This is a genomic window from Trinickia sp. HAY1-2D, from assembly GCF_056754935.1.
Genome location: NZ_JBPGWX010000002.1, coordinates 4,042,077 through 4,064,849 on the forward strand (window position 1 = coordinate 4,042,077; position 22,773 = coordinate 4,064,849).

General features: G+C 62.8%; 19 protein-coding genes. 13 read left to right on the forward strand and 6 right to left on the reverse strand.

From position 1 onward, the window contains the following. Window positions 1–3: 3 nt before the first annotated feature. From ACR9ZC_RS25800 to ACR9ZC_RS25810, 3 genes are all read right to left on the reverse strand, one after another. A complete protein-coding gene (locus tag ACR9ZC_RS25800; protein WP_481582432.1) occupies window positions 4–1,347 on the reverse strand; it encodes an NAD(P)/FAD-dependent oxidoreductase in 1,344 nt (447 codons plus the stop codon). Between the two features lie 64 nt (window positions 1,348–1,411). Continuing rightward, on the reverse strand, window positions 1,412–2,128 hold the full coding sequence (gene fabG / locus ACR9ZC_RS25805; protein ID WP_481582433.1) for a 3-oxoacyl-ACP reductase FabG: 717 nt from the start codon (window positions 2,126–2,128) through the stop codon (window positions 1,412–1,414). Between the two features lie 15 nt (window positions 2,129–2,143). Continuing rightward, window positions 2,144–2,404, reverse strand: coding sequence for a phosphopantetheine-binding protein (locus ACR9ZC_RS25810; protein ID WP_481582434.1), 261 nt, complete (start codon window positions 2,402–2,404; stop codon window positions 2,144–2,146). 490 nt (window positions 2,405–2,894) lie between these two features. Here ACR9ZC_RS25810 and ACR9ZC_RS25815 point away from each other — a divergent pair, with 490 nt between their 5' ends. The 10 genes from ACR9ZC_RS25815 to ACR9ZC_RS25860 all read left to right on the forward strand — a co-directional run bounded on the left by ACR9ZC_RS25815 (window position 2,895) and on the right by ACR9ZC_RS25860 (window position 13,406). Next, on the forward strand, window positions 2,895–3,554 hold the full coding sequence (locus tag ACR9ZC_RS25815; protein WP_481582435.1) for a COG4648 family protein: 660 nt from the start codon (window positions 2,895–2,897) through the stop codon (window positions 3,552–3,554). 75 nt (window positions 3,555–3,629) lie between these two features. Then, complete coding sequence (locus ACR9ZC_RS25820; protein ID WP_481582436.1) at window positions 3,630–5,393, forward strand: AMP-binding protein; 1,764 nt, start codon at window positions 3,630–3,632, stop codon at window positions 5,391–5,393. Continuing rightward, on the forward strand, window positions 5,390–6,361 hold the full coding sequence (locus tag ACR9ZC_RS25825) for an LpxL/LpxP family acyltransferase (RefSeq protein WP_481582437.1): 972 nt from the start codon (window positions 5,390–5,392) through the stop codon (window positions 6,359–6,361). Before ACR9ZC_RS25820 ends, ACR9ZC_RS25825 begins: the two co-directional genes overlap by 4 nt. Then, a complete protein-coding gene (locus ACR9ZC_RS25830; protein WP_481582438.1) occupies window positions 6,358–7,035 on the forward strand; it encodes an outer membrane lipoprotein carrier protein LolA in 678 nt (225 codons plus the stop codon). Before ACR9ZC_RS25825 ends, ACR9ZC_RS25830 begins: the two co-directional genes overlap by 4 nt. Window positions 7,036–7,046: 11 nt before the next feature. Continuing rightward, window positions 7,047–9,566: an MMPL family transporter gene (locus tag ACR9ZC_RS25835; RefSeq protein WP_481582439.1), complete on the forward strand. Its 2,520-nt coding sequence runs from the start codon at window positions 7,047–7,049 to the stop codon at window positions 9,564–9,566. Next, a complete protein-coding gene (locus ACR9ZC_RS25840) occupies window positions 9,563–10,477 on the forward strand; it encodes a polysaccharide deacetylase family protein (RefSeq protein ID WP_481582440.1) in 915 nt (304 codons plus the stop codon). Before ACR9ZC_RS25835 ends, ACR9ZC_RS25840 begins: the two co-directional genes overlap by 4 nt. A gap of 27 nt (window positions 10,478–10,504) precedes the next feature. Further along, window positions 10,505–11,746: a beta-ketoacyl-[acyl-carrier-protein] synthase family protein gene (locus ACR9ZC_RS25845; RefSeq protein ID WP_481582441.1), complete on the forward strand. Its 1,242-nt coding sequence runs from the start codon at window positions 10,505–10,507 to the stop codon at window positions 11,744–11,746. Further along, complete coding sequence (locus tag ACR9ZC_RS25850; RefSeq protein ID WP_481582442.1) at window positions 11,743–12,555, forward strand: beta-ketoacyl synthase chain length factor; 813 nt, start codon at window positions 11,743–11,745, stop codon at window positions 12,553–12,555. Before ACR9ZC_RS25845 ends, ACR9ZC_RS25850 begins: the two co-directional genes overlap by 4 nt. Before the next feature lie 4 nt (window positions 12,556–12,559). After that, a complete protein-coding gene (locus ACR9ZC_RS25855; RefSeq protein ID WP_481582443.1) occupies window positions 12,560–13,048 on the forward strand; it encodes a hotdog family protein in 489 nt (162 codons plus the stop codon). A gap of 61 nt (window positions 13,049–13,109) precedes the next feature. After that, a complete protein-coding gene (locus ACR9ZC_RS25860) occupies window positions 13,110–13,406 on the forward strand; it encodes a hypothetical protein (RefSeq protein ID WP_481582444.1) in 297 nt (98 codons plus the stop codon). Window positions 13,407–13,472: 66 nt separating this feature from the next. On the opposite strand, the gene arsH is transcribed toward ACR9ZC_RS25860, so the two are convergent. Beyond that, window positions 13,473–14,228, reverse strand: a complete 756-nt coding sequence (gene arsH / locus ACR9ZC_RS25865) for an arsenical resistance protein ArsH (RefSeq protein ID WP_481582445.1) — start codon at window positions 14,226–14,228, stop codon at window positions 13,473–13,475. 522 nt (window positions 14,229–14,750) lie between these two features. Between arsH and ACR9ZC_RS25870 the strand changes: the two genes are divergently transcribed. Continuing rightward, the gene (locus ACR9ZC_RS25870) at window positions 14,751–15,431 is read left to right on the forward strand and encodes an exonuclease/endonuclease/phosphatase family protein (protein WP_481582446.1); all 681 of its coding nucleotides are present in this window, start codon (window positions 14,751–14,753) and stop codon (window positions 15,429–15,431) included. A gap of 14 nt (window positions 15,432–15,445) precedes the next feature. On the opposite strand, the gene ACR9ZC_RS25875 is transcribed toward ACR9ZC_RS25870, so the two are convergent. Next, complete coding sequence (locus tag ACR9ZC_RS25875; protein WP_481582447.1) at window positions 15,446–16,711, reverse strand: aminotransferase-like domain-containing protein; 1,266 nt, start codon at window positions 16,709–16,711, stop codon at window positions 15,446–15,448. 30 nt (window positions 16,712–16,741) lie between these two features. On the opposite strand from ACR9ZC_RS25875, the gene ACR9ZC_RS25880 reads away from it, so the two are divergent. After that, window positions 16,742–18,115, forward strand: coding sequence for an MFS transporter (locus ACR9ZC_RS25880; RefSeq protein ID WP_481582448.1), 1,374 nt, complete (start codon window positions 16,742–16,744; stop codon window positions 18,113–18,115). A gap of 72 nt (window positions 18,116–18,187) precedes the next feature. On the opposite strand, the gene ACR9ZC_RS25885 is transcribed toward ACR9ZC_RS25880, so the two are convergent. After that, on the reverse strand, window positions 18,188–18,388 hold the full coding sequence (locus tag ACR9ZC_RS25885; RefSeq protein ID WP_481582449.1) for a hypothetical protein: 201 nt from the start codon (window positions 18,386–18,388) through the stop codon (window positions 18,188–18,190). Between the two features lie 606 nt (window positions 18,389–18,994). Here ACR9ZC_RS25885 and ACR9ZC_RS25890 point away from each other — a divergent pair. Further along, on the forward strand, window positions 18,995–22,681 hold the full coding sequence (locus ACR9ZC_RS25890) for a PLL family lectin (protein ID WP_481582450.1): 3,687 nt from the start codon (window positions 18,995–18,997) through the stop codon (window positions 22,679–22,681). Window positions 22,682–22,773 lie beyond the last annotated feature (92 nt).

Here is a 22,773-nt window from a genome sequence, read left to right on the forward strand (position 1 = left end):
CACCTACCCCGCTGCCGTGCGGGCATCGTCGGCTTGCCGCAACATGCGGCGGCGCGCACGCCATGCACGCAGCGAATTGCGCGCATCGGCCAGCGCCGACAGGTAATAGATGATCTTGAACACCCGCAGCGACGGCCAGATCGGCGTGCTCTCGAAGATATCGCCGGCGAGCAGCGACAGCAGCGCCTCTTTCACGCGGAACATGTTGCGCGGATTCATGAACAGGTTGCGCATCGTCGGCGAGGTCATCCGGTAGATGAACCAGGCGAATTGCTTCGGCCCATGACGCACGCGCCGATCGAATTCGGCGAGCGCCGCGCTCGCGCGTGCCGGTTCGCGCAGGCACGTATCGATCGCTTCGGCGCCCATGAACGCGCTTTGCATTGCAAGCATGACGCCGGACGAGAACACCGGGTCGATGAACGCGAACGCATCGCCGAGCAACAGGAAATTGCGCCCGTGCGTCACGTCGCCCGAATACGAAAAATTGCCGGTCGCTTCCACACCGGTCACGAGCTCGGCGTGTTCGAGGCGCTTGGCGAGCGGCGCACACATCGCAATCGTTTCGAGGAAAAACGTCTCGAGCGAGGTGCCTGGCGCGCGCCGCTTCAGATAGTAGGGCCACACGACGGCACCGATACTCGTCGCTCCGTCGGCGAGCGGAATGAACCAGAACCAGCCGTGCTCGAACCAATACACGGTGATGTTGCCTTCGTCCGCCCCGGCATGGCGTTGCGCGCCGCGAAAGTGCGCGTACAACGCGCTGCTGTTGTGCTTCTTGTTGCGCTGCTTCGTGCGCATGCGATTGGCCAGCAGCGTATCGCGGCCCGATGCGTCGACGACGAAACGCGCGCGGCACCGATACGGCCGCCCATCGTCGTGCTTCGCGCTCACGATCGCGCCGCTGCGGTCGGCGAGAAACTCGACGTCGCGGACCTGACAACCTTCGACGACATCGGCGCCATGCGTCGCCGCGTTGCGCAACAGGATTTCATCCAGTTCCGAACGGCGCACCTGGTAGGCGTAAGGCATGGATTTGTCCCATGCCTCGGCGAACGGGAAGCGCTGCAGCCGCTGGTCGTGGAACGGCGAAACGAATTCGGCGGCCGGCTTCATCATGCCGATGTCGCGCACGGCCTCGCCGACCCCGAGCCGCTCGAACAGACGCAGGTTCGCGGGCAGCAACGATTCGCCGATGTGAAAACGCGGATGACGCGCCTTTTCGAGGAGCTGCACGCGATAGCCGGCATCGGCCAGCAAGGTGGCGGCGGTCGATCCCGCCGGGCCACCGCCGATCACGGCAACGTCCCACTCGGTCATCTCGTCAAGGTGCGGCGGATTATTCATGGGCTTGGCCTTCGCTTCGTTCGTGCGATATTTCGTGCGATATCGGTGTCTCGAGCCGGCCTGCTCAAGCCATACCGCCGTTGACCGACAGGACCTGCCCTGTCACATAGGCGGCGGCATCCGAGACGAGATAGGCCACCATCGCGGCGACCTCCTGCGGCGTGCCGCTCCTGCCGGCGGGCACGAGTTGCTTGATGCGCTCGGGCGGGAAGGCGGTTTCGGTCATCGGCGACGCGATGATACCGGGCGCCACGGCGTTCACGGTGATATGCCGCGACGCGAGTTCGAGGGCGAGCGATTTCGTGGCGCCGATCAGCCCTGCCTTCGCCGCGGCATAGTTCGTTTGCCCGCGATTACCGACGAGCCCCGTCACCGAGGCGATATTGACGATGCGGCCCCAGCGGGTGCGGATCATCGGCATCAAGAGCGGTTGCGTGACGTTGAAAAAGCCGTTCAGCGTGACGTCGATGACACTGCGCCACTGCTGTTGCGTCATGCCCGGCATGGGCGCATCGTCGTAGATGCCCGCGTTGTTGACGACGATCTGCACCGGGCCGCTTTCGAGCACGCGCTCGAGCGCCGCGAGCGATTCGGAGGCGTTCGTCACATCGAAGCCGATCGCATGGGCGTTGCCGCCCGAGGCCGCAATGCCCGCAACGACGGCCTCGGCGGCCGCCATGTTGCGGTGCCCGTGCACCCAGACTTCATGGCCCGCGGCGGCGAGCGCCTCGCTGATCGCGTGGCCCAGCGCACCGCTGCCGCCCGTCACCAATGCTTTCATCGCAAGCGCACCGGGTCAACGCACACGATGCTCGGCCACGTAGGCAGCCAAGGCACCGAGCGTCGAAAAGATCTTCGTGTTGTCGGGATGGTCCGACCTGAGCCCGAAGCCGTATTTTTTCGAGATGAGAAGCGCGATCTCGAGAATGTCGATGGAATCGAGCCCAAAGCCTTCACCGTACAAAACCGTGTCGCCGGATACGTCGGTGATCTTGATATCCTCGAGGTTCAATTCGCCGATGATCAATCCGGCGAGCTCTTGTTCCAATTCATTCATGATGCTTACGGCGAGCTGACAACAAGGATGCAGCCTGAAACGGCGGGCGCGCGGCGCTGGGCGAGCGGGCACGGCGTCGTTGGTCCGCTCCGGCTTATTGGGGGGTCCATCCGGGCCGATTAAGGGGTCCCTTCAGGTTCGAGCGATTCTAGACGAAGCGTTTCCTGCCGTATACCCGAATGGTTACTGAATGAAGCAGCCGAGCAACGGGCGGCCTCCCCGGACGAGGCCCCGTTGCGCACGGCGCCTGTTCGTTCGGAGCGGCGACGTGCGCTAAAATCCGGCGCTGCCCGCCGGTGATCGACTTGCAAAAAAGTTACAAAACGCAGCACCGGCGCCCACTGAACTCCGTATGATCGATCGCACAAAGCGACAGACTCAAAACTCGCGGGCGTTGCCGTCGGCGGGTCTTATTCGGGATGGCACTGATTTTTTTTCGCCGGGTTTCATTCGCGCGTAACACAAGGTACTGCAGCACGGGGAGCGTCGAATGAGCCGTTTGCGATCAATCGTTCGCGGCGCAGCCGGAGCCGCACTCATCGTCGGCTATGAGATCGGCGCGCATCGCGCCGTCAGCACGCCCGGCCTGGAGCCGCTCGGCCTTGCGCTCGTGCTCGCGCCGGCGCTCGTTCTCGCCCTCGGCTACGCGGCACGCTCGCCGCGGCGCGCCGTGTTGCTGCCGCTCGTGGCCATTGCCGCCGCGGGGCTGTGGCTCGCGCGGGGCGCGCTCGTGCGCCATTACGAGTGGGGGCTTTTCCTCGAACACGTGCTGTTCAACGGCGCGCTCGGGTACCTGTTCGGCCGCACGCTCGTGCAAGGGCGCGTGCCGTTGTGCACGCAGTTCGCCGCCCTCGTGCGCGGCAACCCGCTTGCGCCGGAAATCGCCGTCTATACGCGGCGGGTCACCGCTGCCTGGACGCTCTTTTTCGCGTTTGTCGTCGCTGTCTCGACGCTGCTTTTCGCGACTGTCACGATCGAAATCTGGTCGACCTTCGCCAACTACCTGACGCTGCCGCTGACCGCGCTCATGTTCATCGCGGAACATGCATGCCGCCGGTTCGCGCTGCCCGGTGTGCGGAGCTCGGGAATGGTCGCGAGCATTCGTGCTTATCGGCGCTCGACCGCGGGGCGGCCCGCCGCGCAGCGATGAATGTCCAGGAAAGGTCGGCCAGGCATCGCCTGCGAGCCGCCCGCTTACCGCTTACGCCAATTTGCTAGCAACGTTATGCCGAGTTTTCCGTTGGTCTCTCATGTATCGCTCGACCGGACCATCGCCTGGCGCGATGGGGCGAGCGTCACGGTACGTGAATTTCTCGTCGACGTCGGGACGCTTGCGGCCGCCCTGCCGGCGGGCCGGCATGTGTTCAATGTCTGCAAGGACCGCTACCGTTTCACGGTCGGCCTCGCCGCCACGCTGCTCGCCGAAAAGGTGAGCCTGCTGCCCTCGACCTACACGCCGCAAACCGTGCGGCAACTGCAAGCGTTCGCCCCCGACGCGTTCTGCCTTCACGACATGGAAGAGTGCACGATCGAGCTGCCGCGTTTTCGCTACCCTGCCGCGCCGCGCGCAGCGCTGGCGACGTACGACGATATCGCCGTGCCGCAGATCGACAGCGCGCGCATTATGGCGTACGTGTTTACTTCGGGCTCAACCGGCGCGCCGGTGCCGCACCGCAAGACCTGGGGATTTCTCGTCAAGAACGTGCGCGCCGCCGCGGCGCGGCTCGGGCTCGTCGAAGCGGCTGGCACGACGCTCGTCGGCACGGTGCCGCCGCAGCATATGTATGGGTTCGAATCCACGGTGCTGCTCGCGTTGATTGGCGGGCTCGCGTTCAGCAACGGTCAGCCGTTCTATCCCGACGATATCCGCGGCGAACTCGAAGCAGTACCGGCGCCGCGCGCGCTCGTCACCTCGCCGATCCACCTTCGCGCGCTGCTCGCGTCCGAGCCCGCGTTGCCGGGTGCCGCGCTGATTCTCTCGGCCACGGCACCGCTTTCGGAAAAACTGGCGAGACAAGCCGAAGCGCGCCTCGGCGCACCGCTGATGGAAATTTACGGCAGCACGGAGACGGGCCAGATTGCGACGCGCCGCACCGCGCAGAGCGCCGCCTGGGAGCTTTTCCCCGAAGTCACCTTGACGGCGCGCGACGCGGCGACCGGCAGCGACGAGGGTCCCGAAGTATGGGCGGCCGGAGGCCATGTCGAGGCGCCGGTACAAATGGGCGATGCGCTGGAGTTGATCGATGCAACCCGCTTCCTGCTGCACGGCCGCAAGGGCGATTTGATCAACATCGCCGGCAAGCGCTCCTCGATCGCCTATCTCAATCATCAGTTGATGGCGATTCCCGGTGTCGACGACGGCACCTTCTTCATGCCCGACGAAACCGCGACCGACCGATTGGACGCGGATACGCAAGGCGGTCCGCCTGTCACGCGGCTGATGGCGCTCGTGGTGGCACCGACGCTTTCGGCTGCCGAGCTGCAACGCAATCTGCGCGAGCGGATCGATGCCGCATTCATGCCGCGCCCGCTGCTATTCGTCGACAGTTTGCCGCGCAATGGCACCGGCAAGCTCCCGCGCGATACGCTGGCGCCGTTCGTGGCCGCGCTGCTGCAGCGCGGCGCAGCGCCCGCGAGCGAGGCAAACGCACCGCCGCCGAGCACCCGGAGTGCGGCCGAGGGCCAGCACGAACCGATCGTCTTCGAGATTCCGGCCGATCATCCGGCGTTGCCGGGTCATTTTCCGGGCCGGCCGATCGTACCGGGGGTCGTACTGCTCGACCATGCGATCGCGCGGATCGGCGCGGCCCTCGGGTGCGAGTTGAACGCATGCACGATCGGCTCGGCGAAATTCACCGCGCCTGCTTCGCCCGGTGAACCGCTCGCGCTCTCGTTCAGCTGCGACGAACGCGGCGCGATCCACTTCACCATCCGCACCGGCGAGCGCACGGCAGCCGCCGGTGTGCTGACACGGCGGCAACGGGCATGAGTACGAAAGCGAACCGCGATCATTCGACGTGGGCCGAACGCCAGGAGCGCGGAAACTTCGCCGTGCTGCGCATCATGACGTGGCTCTCGCTGCACTTCGGCAGACCGTTGACGCGCATCGTCCTGCACGGCATCACGTTTTACTTCCTGCTGGCCGCGCCGCTCGCACGCCGCGCCTCGCGCGCTTACCTCGCGCGCGTGCTGGGACGCCCCGCGCGTTGGCGCGAGATCTACCGGCATCTGCTCGTCTTCGCGACGACGATCCATGACCGCATCTATCTGCTCAACGAGCGGTTCGATCTGTTCGATATTCGCGTCGAAGGCGGTGCGCTCGTCGACGACGCGCTTGCCGCAGGGCGCGGCGCGTTTCTCGTCGGAGCGCATTTCGGCAGCTTCGAGGCGCTGCGCGCGATCGGCCGCACGCGCCCGAATCTGCGTGTCGCGATCATGATGTACGAGGAGAACGCTCGCAATATCAACGCAGTGCTCGCGACCGTCAATCCCGCCGTGAAGCAGGACGTCATCAGCCTCGGCCGGCCCGAAGCGATGCTCGAAGCCGTCGAATATCTCGATAGCGGCGCGATGATCGGCATGCTCGCCGATCGAACGCTGCGGCAAGAAGACGACAGCGCGCTGCAGCAGTGCGCGTTTCTCGACGGCCGCGTCGGATTTCCGCTGAGCCCGTTGCGCATGGCCGCGATGCTCAAGCGCCCGGTCATTTTCATGGCAGGGGTTTATCGCGGCGGAAACCGCTACGACATCCACTTCGAACGGCTCGTCGATTTCTCGGACGCCGGGGCCGGCGATCGCGCGGCGCGCGTGCAAGCCGCGGTCGAACGGTATGTCGGACTGCTCGAGCAGCACTGCCGCCGCGCCCCCTACAACTGGTTCAACTTCTTCGATTTCTGGCAGGACGGCGAGCCCACCTTGCCGTGCACATCCCAATCGGCGAGCGAGGTGGACGCATGAGGCGAACGTCTGACTTCAACGCTTTGCGCGCTAACGCGCACGCGGCGTGGGCCGTCGCCATACTGGCCGCCGCCACGTGCTGTCTGAGCGCCGCGCCCCTTGCCACGGCCGCGGCAACGCCTGCGGCTACGGCTGCGCCTGCGGCTGCGGCTGCCGGCACGGCGCAATGGACGCTCGACCGGCTCATGTCGACGCTCGCACACAACAAATCCGGTCGCGCGAGCTTCACCGAAACGAAATATCTCGCGATCGCGGACAAGCCCATCGAGTCGACGGGCGAGCTGGCCTTCGTCGCGCCCGATCACCTCGAGAAAGTGACGGTGAGTCCGAAGCCTGAGCGGCTCGTGGTCGACGGCGACAAACTGACGGTCGATCGCAATCAGCGCAAGTACACGGTCTCGCTCGCGCACTACCCCGAGCTCGCGGCATTTATCGAAAGCATCCGCGCGACGCTGGCCGGCAATCGTTATGTGCTCGAACAGCTCTACAAGGTCTCCATCGGGGGCCGCGGAGACGATTGGACCTTGACGCTGACGCCGCTCGATTCCCGGATGCTGAAGACGGTGCAGACGATCAAGCTCGACGGCACGCGCGATGCACTGCGCACCGTCGTGATCGAACAAGCCGATGGCGATCATTCGGTGATGCAGCTTCGCAACGCTTCGAGACAGTGATGCGAGACCCCATGGCGCACCGACCCGATTCCGGTTCTCCTCGCCGCGCGCTACTGCGCCGGCGTGCGGTGCAGCTCTGGTTGCTGTTTCTGATCGGCTGCGCGATCGCGATTCAACGCGCCCACTTCACGGCCGACCTTTCCGCATTCCTGCCGCGCGCGCCGAGCGCGCAGCAGCGTTTGCTCGTCGACCAATTGCGCGAGGGCGTCATCTCGCGGCTCATCATCGTCGCAATCGTTGGCGGCGATGCGGCCACGCGCGCCGAACTCTCGCGCGGCATTGCCGCCACACTGCGCCGCGATTCGCGCTTCGTTTCCGTGAACAACGGCGAGCCGGTCACGCAGGCGCGCGACGAGCGCTTCGTTTTCGAGCATCGCTATGTACTGAGCCCCGCAGTCACGCCGCAGCGGTTCTCTGCCGAGGGGCTGCACAGTGCGCTTGGCGAGAGCCTCGATCTGCTGAGTTCTTCGGCGGGGCTCATGTCGAAAGCGCTGCTGCCGCGCGACCCGACGGGCGAGGTGACGGCCATCGTCGGCCAGTTCGACGGCGAGGCACAGCCGGCCTCCGCCGATGGCGTATGGGCCTCGCGCGACGGCAAACGTGCGTTGCTCGTCGTGCAGACGGCCGGCGCCGGCTCCGACACCGACGCGCAGGAAAGTGCGATCGCCGCCGTGCGGGCGGCATTCGCCTCAGCCGCGCATGGCAAGCCAGCCGCATCGTCATGCCGGTTGCTGCTCACGGGGCCCGGCGTTTTCTCCGTCGAAACGCGCGATACGATCAAACACGATGTCGAGAAGCTGTCCGTCATCAGTCTCGCGCTGATCGTCGGGCTGCTGTTGCTCGTCTATCGTTCCCCGCTCACGCTGGCGCTCGGGCTCGTTCCCGTTGCGTCGGGCGTGGCTGCCGGCCTCGCGGCAGTGAGCCTTGCGTTCGGCACCGTGCACGGTCTCACGCTCGGATTCGGCACGACGCTGATCGGCGAAGCCGTCGACTATTCCATCTATCTGTTCATTCAATCGGCGCGGCATGACAAGCCGGAGGGCAATGGCGATGCGATGCGCGCATGGATCGCCCGTTATTGGCCGACGATCCGGCTCGGCATGTTGACGTCGGTCTGCGGCTTCGCGTCGATGCTGTTCTCAGGCTTCCCGGGGCTCGTGCAACTGGGCCTCTATTCGATGGTCGGCCTCGCGGCCGCCGCCGCGGTGACGCGTTATGTGCTGCCTCACCTGGGCACTCGCGCACCGGCCGTTCGCGATCTCTCGAGTCTCGGCACCTTGCTGGCTCGAGCGGCGGATGCGGCAGCTCGCCTGCGCTGGCCGTTCGCGGCGCTGATGATCGGCGCAGTGGCCGCCCTCGCGCTGCATCGCGGCCAGTTGTGGAGCCACGAACTGTCGTCGCTGAGCCCCGTCCCCGCGTCGAGCCAGGCGCTCGATGCGGCGTTGCGGGCTGATGTCGGGGCGCCCGATGTCCGCTATCTGGTTGTCGTCTCGGGCGCGAGCGAACAGGCCGCGCTCGAAGGCGCAGAAAAAATTGCCGCGCGGCTGCAACCGCTGGTCGACTCGGGCACGCTCGCCGGCTTCGACAGCCCGGCCCGCTATCTGCCGAGCGACACGACTCAACGCGCGCGGCTCGCGAGCCTTCCGCCGGCGGACGTGCTCGAAACGCGCATGCGCTCGGCGGTGGTCAACCAGACTATCGGCGTAAAGCCCGGCGTTTTCGCCCCGTTCATCGCCGATGTCGAGAAAGCGCGCAACGCTTCGCTTCTACGTCGCGAAGATCTGCGAGGTACGTCGATGGGGCTGGCCGTGGACGCACTGCTGACCGAGCGCGAGGGCCAGTGGCAAGCAATGCTTTCATTACGCGCGCCCGCGAAGCCGGGCGCTGCAACACAGCCCGCGAACGAGACGAGTCTCGACGCGCATGCGATCCAAACGGCCGTCGCCAGTGCCGGCGTAGCAGGCGCGCTTTTCGTCGACCTCAAAAAAGAAGCCGACGCCCTCTACGTGAACTACGTGTACGAGGACATTCGTTTGTCGCTGGCTGGATTCGCGGCAATTGTCGTGCTGCTGTTCGTCGCATTGCGCGCCCCGCGGCGCGTCGTCAGCACGCTCGTGCCGTTGATCGCGGCCGTGCTCGTCGTGACGGCCGCGTTCGCGCTGTTCCATGAGCCGCTCACGATCCTGCATTTGATCGGGCTGCTGCTGATTGTCGCGATCGGCTCGAACTATGCGCTGTTTTTCAATCGACGAAACGATGCATCGCGTGCCGATTCGACCGGGACGTCCCCCGCCGCACAGACCGTTGCACCGCTGACGCTTGCGTCGCTGCTGATCGCCAACCTGGCGACTGTCGCGGGATTCGGATTGCTGGCTCTCTCGCATGTGCCGATGCTCGAATCGTTCGGGCTCACTGTCGGGCCGGGCGCGATTCTGGCGCTGCTCTTTTCGGCGATTCTGGCGCCGCGCTCACCGCACACGGTATTGTCGCGGGCAACGACCGATGAACCGGGACAAAGGAAGACAGCATGAGCGAGCCAACGCCACTGCCGCTCGTCCAACCGCCTGCCGGTTCGCAGGCCGGCAGCCCGCGCCGCTGGCGCCCCACCCCGCTCGTCGGCGGCACGATCGCATTGCACGCAGGCGCCGTCACGGCACTGGCCGTGCAACCGGCGTGTTGGCCCTATGCGGCCGGCGCAGTCGCGCTTTCTCATACCGTGCTGACGGCCACAGGGCTGTGGCCGCGCAGCGTGTGGCTCGGACCCAACTGGACCGCGTTGCCCGAGTCCGCCGCTGACCGGCAGCAGATTGCGATCACGATAGACGACGGCCCCGATCCCGAGGTCACGCCGCGCGTGCTCGAGCTGCTCGATCGCTATGAAGCGCATGCGACGTTCTTCTGCATCGGCGAAACCGCGCGCCGCCATCCCGCGCTCGTCGAAGCGATTGCGACGCAGGGACACGCCATCGAAAACCACAGCCAGCATCATCGGCATCATTTTTCGCTGCTTGGGCCGGGCGGCCTGCAACGCGAGATCGATGCCGCCCAACGCACGCTGACGGAGTTGAGCGGTACGGTGCCGCTCTTCTTCCGCGCGCCCGCCGGACTGCGCAACCCGTTTCTCGAGCCCGTGCTGTGCCGGCTCGGCCTGCAGCTCGCGAGTTGGACGCGGCGCGGATTCGATACCCGGACATCCGATGCCGGTCTCGTCGCAAAGCGGCTGCTGCACGGCCTCGCACCGCGCGACATCCTGCTGCTGCATGACGGTCACGCCGCGCGCGACGTGCGAGGCCGGCCGGTCGTGCTCGAGGCACTCGAGACAGTATTGCGTGCGGCGCGCGACGCGCGACTGCAATGCACGACGCTGCGCGCCGCCATGACAGAGGTACCCGAGACCAACGCAACGGTAACGGTCGCCAAGACGACCGCTCATCATCGATAAAGCACATCGGCATCCGGATTGATTCCTGTGAAACCACTGCAACTGACCCACTTCACCGCGACGAGCTGCATCGGCAGAGGCCTCGACGCCACTTTGCAAGCGTTACGCGAGTCCCGCGGCGGCCTGGCGCCGTGCCGCTTCGAGCGTGCCGAACTCGAGACATGGATCGGCACCGTCGACGGCGTCGACGACACCCCGGTACGCGCCGATCTCAGCGCGTTCGATTGCCGCAATCATCGGCTCGCGCAACTCGGTCTGACGCAGGACGGTTTCGCCGAAGCCGTCGAATCCGCCGCGGCGCGCTACGGGGCCGCGCGCGTCGGCGTGTTTCTCGGCACGAGCACCTCGGGCATTCTCCAGACCGAGCTCGCCTATCGACGGCGCGATCCGCAAAGCGGCGCGCTGCCGGCCGACTTCCACTACGCCGAAACGCACAACACGTACTCGCTCGCTGCTTTCGTGCGTGCGTACTTCGGCCTCGTCGGGCCGGCGGCGGTCATTTCGTCGGCATGTTCATCGGGTGCGAAGGCTTTTGCTTCGGCCCGCCGCATGATCGAGGCCGGGTTGATCGACGCGGCCCTTGTCGGAGGCGTCGATTCGCTGTGTCTGACCACGCTTTACGGTTTCAACTCGCTCGAACTGCTTTCTTCCGAACCGTGCAAGCCATTCGATATAACGCGCAAGGGCATTTCGATAGGAGAAGCAGCGGCATTCTTCCTGCTCGAGCGCCCGCGCAACGGCCACCGTGCGGGGATGGGGGCGGAGACGAGCGATGACGCGATCCTGTTGCTCGGCATCGGTGAATCGAGCGATGCGCATCATATGTCGTCGCCGCATCCGGAGGGACTCGGTGCGCGGCGCGCGATCGAGGGCGCGCTTGCGACGGCCGGCTTGAGCCCAGCCGATATCGACTACGTCAATCTGCACGGTACCGCGACACCGAGCAACGATGTCGCCGAATCCCTTGCGCTCAATGCGCTGTTCGACGGAACGCCTGCGAGTTCCACCAAAGGTGCGACCGGGCACACGCTCGGCGCGGCAGGCGCGCTGGAGGCCGTTGTTTCGGCGCTCGCGTTGCGCCATCAGTTCGTGCCTGCCGGGGTCGGCACGACGCAGCCCGATCCGGTCTTGCAACTGGACTATGTCCTTGCAAGCCGGGACGCGCGAGTGCGTGCCGTCCTCAGCAACTCGTTCGGTTTCGGCGGCACCAATTGCAGCCTCATTCTTGGCCGCCGTAATAGCGTGCGCGGAGGAAGCGAAACATCATGAGCAAGACGAGCGCATATATCGACGGGCTCGGGCTCATCGGCCCCGGCTTCGCCAATTGGCCGCAAGCCGTGCCGGTACTGAGCGGCGCTCAGGCGTATGTCCACGCGCCGGCCGCCATTCCCGCACCCGCCGCCCTGCCATCGGCGGAGCGACGCCGCACGAGCCAACCGGTGCGGTTGGCGCTCGCAATCGGCTTCGAAGCGGCGCAAGCGAGCGGGCGTGACGCCGCCGCACTGAGCACCGTCTTCACGGCATCGGGTGGCGATGGAGAGAACTGCCATGCAATCTGCGAAACGCTCGCAGGCGACGAACGGGAGATTTCACCGACACGGTTTCATAACTCGGTTCATAACGCGCCCGCGGGATATTGGAGCATCGCGGCCCATGCCATGACCTCGTCGAACGTCTTGTGTGCCTACGATGGGAGCTTCTGCGCGGGGCTGCTCGATAGCCTTTGCGCGGTCAGCGTGGATGCGCAGGATTCGCTGCTGATCGCATTCGATACCGAATACCCGGATCCGCTGCGCGGTGTACGCCCTACGGCGGATGCATTTGGCGTCGCGCTGGTGCTGACGCCGCGCGAAAGCGAGCGCACCGTGGCGCGTATCGACATCGAGTTGACCGATGCGCCGGCGACGACCCTTTCGTCGCCGGCACTCGAAGCGGTGCGTCTCGGCAATCCTGCGGCGCGTGCATTGCCGTTACTCGAAGCGCTGGCCGCAAAGCAGGCCCGGACCGTTGTGCTCGATTATTTGGACCATTTGCGTCTGCGGGTGGAGGTCGTGCCCGTCGATGCTTGTAAAACCTGACGCAATGACTGCTGACAATCGATCCTCACTGCCACTCGATCATGCGTGGATCGCCGCGCACATTCCGCATAGTGGCGCGATGTGCCTGCTCGACGAAGTCGTGCAATGGGATGAAGAAACCATCCGCTGTACGGCAACGAGTCATCGTGATGCCGGTAATCCACTGCGCATGAACGGCCGTCTTGCCGCTGTTTGTGGGATCGAATATGCCGCGCAAGCGATGGCGGTACACGGCGCGGTGCTCGGCGCAGCCTCGGAGCGGCCGCGCGCGGGGTTTCTCGCGAGCGTGCGCAACGTGCAAACGCATGTCGAGCGGCTCGACACACTGGAGGCACCGCTTGTTGTCGAAGCCACGAGAATCAGTGGCGATGTCAACAATATCCTCTATCGGTTCGTTGTTAGCTGTGATCACCAGACGATAGTCGAAGGGCGCGCTGCCGTGATTCTCGACGCCTCGGCTGTCGGTGCCGTCGCGCGGCAAGAGGCCGGTTGAAAGGATGGCCGGTCTGCAGGACCTCCGATGAACTTTATGACGATGAAAAAGGAGCAATCATATGAGAACAACAGTCCGTCGTTTGCTGCTCGTCGCTTTGATTCCGGCGATATTGAGCCCTGCCGCTTATGCGGACGTGAAGGAAACGGCGCATGAGGCGAAAGAGAACGTGAAAGCCGCCGGCAAGAAATTCGGCGAGGATGCGCGCGAGGCTGCACATGGCGCGGCCAGTACTGCCAAGGCAGCCGGCCACGCCATCGCGAGCGGCGCGCGCAGCGGGTACTACGCGACCAAACATGCTGTCCGGAAGGCGGTCGGCAAGGATAAGGCGACGTCGGACGAAGAGACGAGCAAGTAGCCGAAGCCTGGGCGGTGGGCGGCGTTCGATGAGCTACGGCGATGGATTGCAGCGTTGCGACTGCTCTTACTCGATGTCATCTTGCGGTGGCGTCGACTCGCCCCGCCCCACCGCCAACGACGCAAGGTCGGTCGCCGGATCGAGCGGCCGCCCTGCTGCGACACGTTCGCTGTATCGGTCGACGAGGTAATCGGACCGCCCGCGTAGCAGCAACGTGAACTTCACGAGTTCCTCCATCACGTCGACGACGCGGTCGTAGTATGGCGACGGCTTCATACGCCCTTCGTCGTCGAACTCCTCGAACGCTTTGGCGACCGAACTCTGATTCGGGATGGTGAACATGCGCATCCATCGGCCGAGCTGGCGCAATTGATTGACCGTGTTGAACGATTGGGAGCCGCCGCTTACTTGCATGACGGCGAGCGTTCGGCCCTGCGTGGGGCGGATGCCGCCCATGAACAGAGGTAGCTGGTCGATCTGCGTCTTCATGACGCCGGAAATCGTGCCGTGACGTTCAGGACTGCACCAGACCTGGCCCTCGGACCAGATCGAAAGGTCGCGTAATTCCTTGACCTTCGGGTGGTCGTTGCCTTCGACCGCATCGGGGTAAGGCAGCCCGCGCGGATCGAATATGCGCGTCTCGGCACCGAAATGCTGCAGCAGGCGAGCGGCTTCCTCTACGAGCAAGCGGGAATAGGAACGCTGGCGCAACGAGCCGTAGAGCAGCAGGATGCGCACCGGTGGGGCGTCCGGCATGCCCAGGCGTGCCGCGATCGCAGTGTCGAGGAATTCGGGATTGGCGGCTGGGAGGAGAGGGTCCATTACGTCGATATTAAGGCAATTGTCTGCGATGCGATGAGCTCACCGCAACGGCTCGCATTTGCACTGGCAGAGGCGTTTGAGGGAGATTTGCTTGATCGCCAGACGCTTCGCGCGTGGCCGGCTGTCACCGATGATAACGGCTTCGGTTCCGCGGCCCGCGAGTTCGGTCATCAGTCTGGCATGGGCTTGATCTCGACCAGCCGCTGGACGCCGTGCCGAACGAGATACGTCGCGAGTTCGAGATCGGTGGGAATGGGTTCGTCTGTATCGCGACACACCCAAGGCTGTGCAAGCGATCGACCCAGTCGCGAGGCAATTTCCCGGTGTCGCTGCGTTTCGTCGGGTGATACCGCATTTGACGTATTTATCGCGGACCTGCTGTTCCCGTACCTTCCCAAATACGCGAGACGCGTCTCAGATCAGCCCCATCGATCCGAGCTATTCCGGTGTCGGCCCCGCAGCCGAAACGCATGACATACATCGCCAGCAAGTCCCCACATTGCTTTGAGAGGAGCAACGAACATGACTTACATCACCATCGCGGCTTTCAACATCGAGAAAAACGGGCAGTCGTCGGATCCCTTCAAGCAGCAAAAGGTTTCCGAGTTCGTCGACTTTTGCTGCAAGCGAGGGACGGACTTGATCTTTCTCTGCGAGGTGCACTCGGCGCGAATCCAAGACTACGTCGCTTTTCTAAAGAGTGTGTATTCCGAGCACTACCTTTGCGAATCGCTCGACGGTGGGCATAGCAATGCCTATGTCGTCATGCACAAGAAGTCCGTCGGCTTCAGTTTGTCCTACGACCAGCTGAACCACCTGAATCGCAACTTCCTGTTGTGTACGATCGAGAACAAGCTCGGAGTCGGATTTGCTCATTTCAAATCCGGTCAGACGGGCCTGACAAAAAACCAAATCGAGAACGCAGCCGAATTCATGCACGGTGCGCTCGGCGACACCTGGGCGATCGCGGGCGATATGAACTGGGATATGGCCAACTTCAACAAGCTCAACCTACCCGCCGGGTCCCATTGCGCGAGCTGCTGGCCCGATATGACGCAAGCTAGCGGCGGCATCCTGGATTGGTGTCTTGCAGGCAAGGGCGTCAAACTGGCGGCGGCGAACGGTTACACAGAGTTCCATAAGGACTTCCAGACGATGGATGGTCCTGATCACCGGCCGGTGCTGTTTCAGCTCGAGTTTTGATCGGGGGGTGGGAGTTAGCACGGTCCCTTTATCAGCGTATCGGCCACGGTTGCAAGCCCGATTTCGAGCTGCCGGATCGTCATGGGAGCAGCCATGGCGATCCTCACAGACCGGGTTGACGGCACATTAGGCGCAGCGAATGCGGCCAAGGGCGCAATCGCTACGCCTTGTCCTTTCAATGCGTCTACCAAGGCGTCAGGCCTCCATGGTTTGGGCAGATCGAGTAAGAAATGAAAACTAGTTGGGTGCGCCGTGATCGGCCATGCCCCGAGAAGACGTCGTGCAACCTCTTGCCGCAATCGCGCCTCGTTGCGCTTCGCGACGATCCAGCGAGCAAGCGTTCCGTCTCGCATCCACGCGGAAACCAGCCCGGCAGTGATTGCGCTTGCGGACCATAAGGTGGCATGCAGTCCTTCATAAAGTCGTTTTCTGAGCCGCGCGGGCGCGACCAGATAGCCCGTTCTCAAGCCCGGTGCCGCGCTTTTGGACATGCTGTGAATTTCCACCACCCTGTCCGGAGCCAAGCTTCGCAAAGTCGGTGGCGGCGAAGCCTCGAGAAATCCGTATACGCTGTCATCGACCAATAAGAGGTCGTGACGATGTGCGACATCAACCAGGGCGAGCCTGCGTTCGAGTGGCATGACCACACCGGTCGGGTTGTGGACTGTGGGCATCGTATAGACGACCCGAATTCGGCCCCGATGCTTGCGGCAAAGCTCATCCAGAGAATCCGGAACGATGCCGCTGTCGTCCATCTGAACGCCGACCAATGGGATGTCCAAAAGCTTTGCGGCATTTTTGAATCCGGGATACGTCAATGACTCGACGGCGACGAGATCATGCCGAGCGAGAAGGCTCGACAAAATCACGTTGAGGGCATGCTGGCTACCACTGCAGACCATGACGTCCGCGGTATCGATGGGAGCGTCGGCAGTGGATAACCACTTTGCTGCCGCCTCCCTGTCCTCCAGACGTCCGGGGGGCGGGTGATAGTCGAGCAACGTCGCTATGTCTCCCTTGTCCGATAGCGTTCGCAGCGCTCGACGCAACTGCACGGCTTGCTCAGGCAAAACCGGATAGTTAAACGCCAAGTCGATCAAATCCGCGTCACGCTCGCTGGTCTGCGAAAACTCCGCCGCGGCGCGCGTCACCTGCGTGCGGACAAACGTGCCGCGTCCTACTTCGCCTACCGCCAAGCCGCGCTCGATCAGTTCTCGATATACGCGGGCAGCGGTTGCCGCAGCAATGCCATGTGCTTGCGCGTAGTCGCGGTGGGCCATCAACTGACTCCCCGCGGCGAGCGAGCCATCTTGAATCAACGAAGCAAGTCTTTCCAGATGTTCTCGGTATCGCGCCGGAGCAGCCATGATCTCGATGAATTGATATTAGTGCAATGTAATGATTGCACTAGAAACGGAACGCAGCAATACTTTCGCAAAAATCAATTTTCGAAGGCGCCCATGAGCGATGTTCTTTTCCCATCCCGTTCACGTGCGGATCGATGGCCCGTCTACGTAGTAGCTTTGACACTTTTCCTCATTACGAGCGCGGTGAACCTTCAGGCGCCGCTCTATACGACTTACGCCAGAGCCAGTCACCTGGGCGCCGGGGCACAAACGATTGCCTTTGCCTGTTACGTGGCGGGATTATTGCCGACGTTGATCTTTCTGGGCGGCATATCGGATCGCTTCGGGCGTAAGTGGCCGTTGGCTATCGCGCTACTGCTCACGACTGTTGCAACAGCGGTGCCGATGAACTGGCCTCGACTGGAGGCTCTCGCGGCGGCGCGCATATTGTGCGGCATTGCCACAGGCCTGATGGCCGGTTGCGGAACCCAGTTCCTGGTCGAACTGCTCGGGTCTCGCTCGGCAGCGTCCACGCGAGCAGCGGTCATCGTGGCGGCATCGACCTCGCTGGGATTTGGTAGCGGCGCGCTCGCTACTGGCCTCTGCCTTCTGGCTGCGCCGTCTCAGCACACTCCGATAAGTTATGGTGCCTATATTGGTTGCGCCGTGTCGGGCATGGTCTTGCTGGCCATGATCCGAGAGTCGTCATTTTCGCGTTCGTCATCATGGCTGCGCATGCCGGTCTTCGTCGGCGGAACGCTGCCCTATGGCATCGCCGTATTCATTGCATGGTCTGCATCCGGAATGGTCATCGGTCTCGTTCCTGCAGCGCTCTCGTCCCATGGACACGATGCATGGACCGGTTTCGCGACGTTCTTCGTCATCTCGACCGGGCTCGTCGTTCAGCCGATGGCCCGCAAACTATCGCCTCTGAGTTCGCTGCGCATCGGGATGCTCCTCATACCGTGCGGTCTCACAGTCTTGATTGCCGGCGTAGTGCTTCAGTCATTGCCGGTGCTTCTGATCGGTGCAATGCTCGTCGGCGCCGCTTCCTACGGCTTTACCTATTCCGCGGGCCTCGCTGCAAATGCGGCCAGTGCGAGCGACGCCAACCGAGCACGAGCGACATCCGGCTATTTCCTTTTTGCATATTGCGGATTCAGCGTGCCCGTGGTCGCAAGTGGGCTAATGGCGGACCGCTTCGGCGTCAACCCGACGCTTTGGGTCTTCGACGGCGGGATCGTCATCGCAACGGCGTTGCTTGCGCTCTGGATGACGGTGTGCACGCGAGAAAGGACGCCCGCGTCCGCTTATGCGAAAGTCACCCCTGAAAATTGAGTTGACCATATAACGGTCCAGCGTGCCGATAGGCGATGCGCTCGTCTGGAAATGCGGTTTCGGCGAATCCGCTCAATTCAAAATGGCGATGGCCGCGCTCGGTCCACGCTGCATGCTGCACAAAAGCATGGTAGCCGTCCAACGATCGTGACCCGCCAGATGCCCTTTGAGCATTGGCACGATGCGATCGGCGAGCCCACCTCGCCGGGGAATCCATGTGCAAGCGTCGAAATGGTTTGAACCGTCGCCGAACGGTTTATCGGGAAATTCCATTTCGGGGTACATCTTTTCCACTTAAAAACGGTTACAGCGTCATTTAAACAACGCCGCATACGACCATCGCAGAAATAACGATCGTCTGTAATATTGAGTTTCATACGCAAATCGCATCGAAATCCGATGAACTTATGAAATAAATACTACATTGGGTGATTATACCTGTTAACTCTAACAGCTACTTGTATGTTCCCCGGAGAACTAGATTACGCAACAGGTGTCGTTTTAATAACTAAGGGACACGATGAGCCCGATATTTCACCATGCCAGCCCTCCTTGTGGCGCAGCAATTCACGGCACCACCACAGATTATCGCTTATTAATCTCAACGTAATCGATTTCAAGGGCGAAAAGCCCTCAGCTTTATCGCCGTCTTGTGCGCGAGAAGAAACCTGATCAAGCCGACACTCGACGACGAATCAAGGGAATAAGAACAGACGATGTACGGGGCATCGGTTTTGTCACCCTCACCTAAACATCGCTTCTGAGACGTCAATTTCGTTTGCTCCGCCCATGAAGGCGGATCTCGAAACCATCGGGGAGCACGGTGGGGGTTCACGCCTCGCCGGGTCTGCCCGACCACTTCTACAGGAGTTGTCAGTCATGACCCAGAAACTTCCCAGCATCAAGACGGCTGTGGCGCAAGCCGTGGCTAGGCCTTATGCCCGGGCAACCGACGCTTCCTCTCCCCGCATCGAGACCGAAACCAAGTTCATGCAGCAATACCGGATCGCTGCAGCCGTACATGGCGGGGGAGACATCGTCGCCATACGAAACGGCAACGGTCAGGTGGAAGCGTTCACTGTCGGCACCGATGGCACCGTCTGGAATTTCTTTCCCGATCCGACGAGCGACACCGGCTACAACGCAATGAGCACGGGATTGGCCGCGCGCTGGGTCGTCGCCGGCCTGAATTCCGCAGGCCGCATCGTACTGTTCGCGGCAAACAATCTCAACCTCAACTACGTTGTCGAGACCAGCAAAACGGGAGCCGCCCGCTGGGGAAGCATGATGACGGCCACTTTACCGCTGCCCGTGAACGCGACGGCTATTGCAGGCCTGTATGCCGCGCAGGTAGCAGGCAAGCTCTATGTGGCCGCACTGACCAAGTTCCAGAGCGCGTCCCCGGGCAGTTCCTATGCACTGGCGACCTCCGTTTGGGATCAAAAGCCGGGCGTATTTCAGTCCACGTCAGTGACCCTGTCTTCGCTCAATTGCGTCTGGTCCGGCTCGTCGGCCAGCACCGCCGAATTCACGGTGCTCGATACGGTGTACCTCGGCTACAACGTCTCGACGCAGCAGGTGAAGCGTTATCCGTTCGCCGCCACGTTCAAGTCCTTGGCGGTCACGACGAGCCTGGACACCGCCGGCAACAACAAGTATTTCAGCGTGCTGTCCGACGGAAACCTTTATCAGATGGTGGGCGGGTCGGGTGGCATCCCCTATAGCTGGGCTCAGGTCACCCAAAGCATGAGCTTCCGGGACGTGCAAAGCGCGGTGTCTGCGTCTGGGCAGATCGAACTGTTCACGCTCGACACCGGCGCGCATTTATGCCATTTCACACCGAACCAGCAATCGGCCACGGGATGGTCCAACACCATGGTGATCCAGACGGGTGTCGCGCTGCTCGGTGTGACTCAACTCGATCAGGGAGACATCGAAGCATTCACGGTGGGGACGGCCCAGGCCACGCTCAGCCTTCTCATCGAGCAGCAGGACAGCGGCAACTGGCAGATTACCGCCCTGGAGGTGCCAACTTCGGGGCAGGTCGAGGAGTTTATCTCGTACTCCACCGACATCATGGTTTATGACGCCGCTGGCGCCCCGATGCCGAACGCACCCGTACAGGTATGGGCGTCGTCGCAAACTCAGATCATCGTCAACGGGGCGAGCTACACCGTGGACGCCCATACGCCAGCAAACCTTACCTGTTCGCCCGGTGGATCGCTGAGCATCACGCAAGGCACAGGCATGCTCGGCATTCCCGCGCTGCAGATCAATCTCGTCAACGTGATGCCCTCAGGGCAAGCGATCGCGCTCGAACAATATGCCGGAGTACAGGCGCAACTCGCCACCGTCACCGGCAACGACTTGATGGACGCGCGCACGGCGGATGGACAGTACCTACTGCAAGACCAGTACCGCACCGTCGAACAGACCAATGAACTTGCCTCGGCCTTCAACGAGTGCATGGCGCTGACGCAGTCCGCTTCCGTGAAGCGATCGTTGCAAACACCTGTCCTGGGCGCGGCTCCCAAGCAGGGTGTGTCGTGCGTCGAAGCCGACCGAACCGCGGACTTGACCCGTTTGGGTGCCCCGACTCAAGCCCGGCATTGGCAGCTCGATTTCAGCGCGGGCAAGCCCAAGTTCCGCACGCTGACGGCGGAGCAGGCCGAGCACCTGATCCACGAAAAACGTGCCAAGCATGTGCTGACCACTCAGTCGGTTGGTGGCTTCATGGACTGGATCGGCAGCATTGGCGATTTCGTCGAGGGGGTGGTCAGCGGCATCATGGACGTCGTCGACACCATCATCACCACGGTCGGCAACGCCGTCAAAGCAGCCATCACCTTCGTGGTCAACGGTGTTCAGTACCTCTTCGAGACCATTGTGCAGTTCGTGCAAGACGCCTTCGACCTTGTCGAGGTGTTCTTCGCCCAGGTGAAGGTGATCTTCGAACAGATCTTCGAATGGCTCGGCTTCCTGTTCTCCTGGCCGGACATCCTGCGCACCCACGATGCGCTGTACTACACACTGGACCAATTCCTGGATTTCCTCCCCGGTGCGGTCGGCGGCATCCAGGTCAAGTTCGACCAGGCCATCGCTCAGGTCAAGGACCAGATAAGTATCATCTTCGATCAGTTGGTCAACAGCGTAGGCGGCACATCAACGCTGGGTGGCTACACCGATTCGCAAACGCCGACCGAGCCGGTCTACAGCTCGGGCAATTCCAACAATATCGTGCTTAACGCTACTGTGGAGAACTCGCCCGCAGCGAAGCAAACCACGGCGGTGCCCGCCTCCAACACCGGCCCTTGGGACATCTTGACCCAGCAGATACAGAGCCTCGCAACGTCAGTGGAGAACGATCCGGCGTTCAATGACGCGCTCGCGTACATGAACAACCTGGGCGGCAGTCCCGACCAAATCTTCAGCCAACTACTCAGCGCACTGTTGCGGGTCATGCAAGGCCTCGCCAACGCTATGCTCTCAGGCGTTCAAGCCGTCGTCGACGGGGTGCTGCAGTTGGTGCAGACCTTCCTGACTTCGCTGAAGGACCTGTTCACCGCCGATTGGAACATCCCGTTCGTGACGCAGTTCTACGCTTGGCTCACGAATGGATCGCAGATGAGCCTGGGTGACTTGTTTGCGCTCGTGCTCGCCATTCCCTCGACGATCATCTACAAGGCGATCTACGGCAAGGCGCCTTTCCCGGATCAGGCGAGCGTGGACAGCTTCAAGGCCTCCTTCAGCGCGCAAACGATGCTGACCAACTCTGGCCTCGCGGCGACCAGCGCGGCCGGCAAAGCCGTATCCGTCAAGGCATCCAAGGTGCAGGCCACGTCCGTCCAGGACAACACGCCGAGTGCAGCGCAAGAACTCTTGGGCATTGCCTCCATTGTCTCCACAACGGTTTACGCCTTCGTCTCCGCGGCCCTCGACGTGCGCCCTACTACCGGGGCCGGTGTCGTGGACCCTTTGGTCAAGACGCTCACGAAGTTTGCCCTGGGCGGCGAGATCGTCGCTCAGGCCGCAGCCTGTCCGTGGATTTTCTCGTCCGGCGGTCCGGACTGCGCCACTGCCGACGGTGCAAGCAAGTGGATGTACCTCTACACGACCCTGGGCGTGACGCTCGACTCGGCCTTCACGATCTACGACGAAGCGTTCCCGGAGAACAACGACACCGTCTGGGGCATTGTGCTGGCGTCGCTTTATGGCGTAGGTCACGCGGTGGTCACCGGAGTCACCTTCACAAAACTCTCGGGCTACTCGCAGGCTGGCAACATCGTGATGCTCATCCCGGAGATCGGCAAGCTGCTCAAGCTGCCCGCTGTCGAGACCGCGACGAGCGGGATTTCTCTGGTGGTGATCGCAGCGGCGGATGCGCTGTGCCTCACGTCTGCCGGCATCCTGGGATTCGCGGATCTGAACAATTCGAGCAACGAGTCGCGTCGCTTGGCAGCGGTGCCTGGCGCCGTGCCTCGCATCGGGCTCGACGCCATGCTTGGCGCAGTACGCGACGCCGCGCCCGGCGCTGCGCCTGACGCTGTGCCGGCTCTCGCACACTGAGCCACCTGAGCCAAGATGCCGGCAACAGTCGGCATCTTGGCTCGCCTCATAGCCATCGCTACCACCGACTTACTCAACCCTCCCAAAATAGG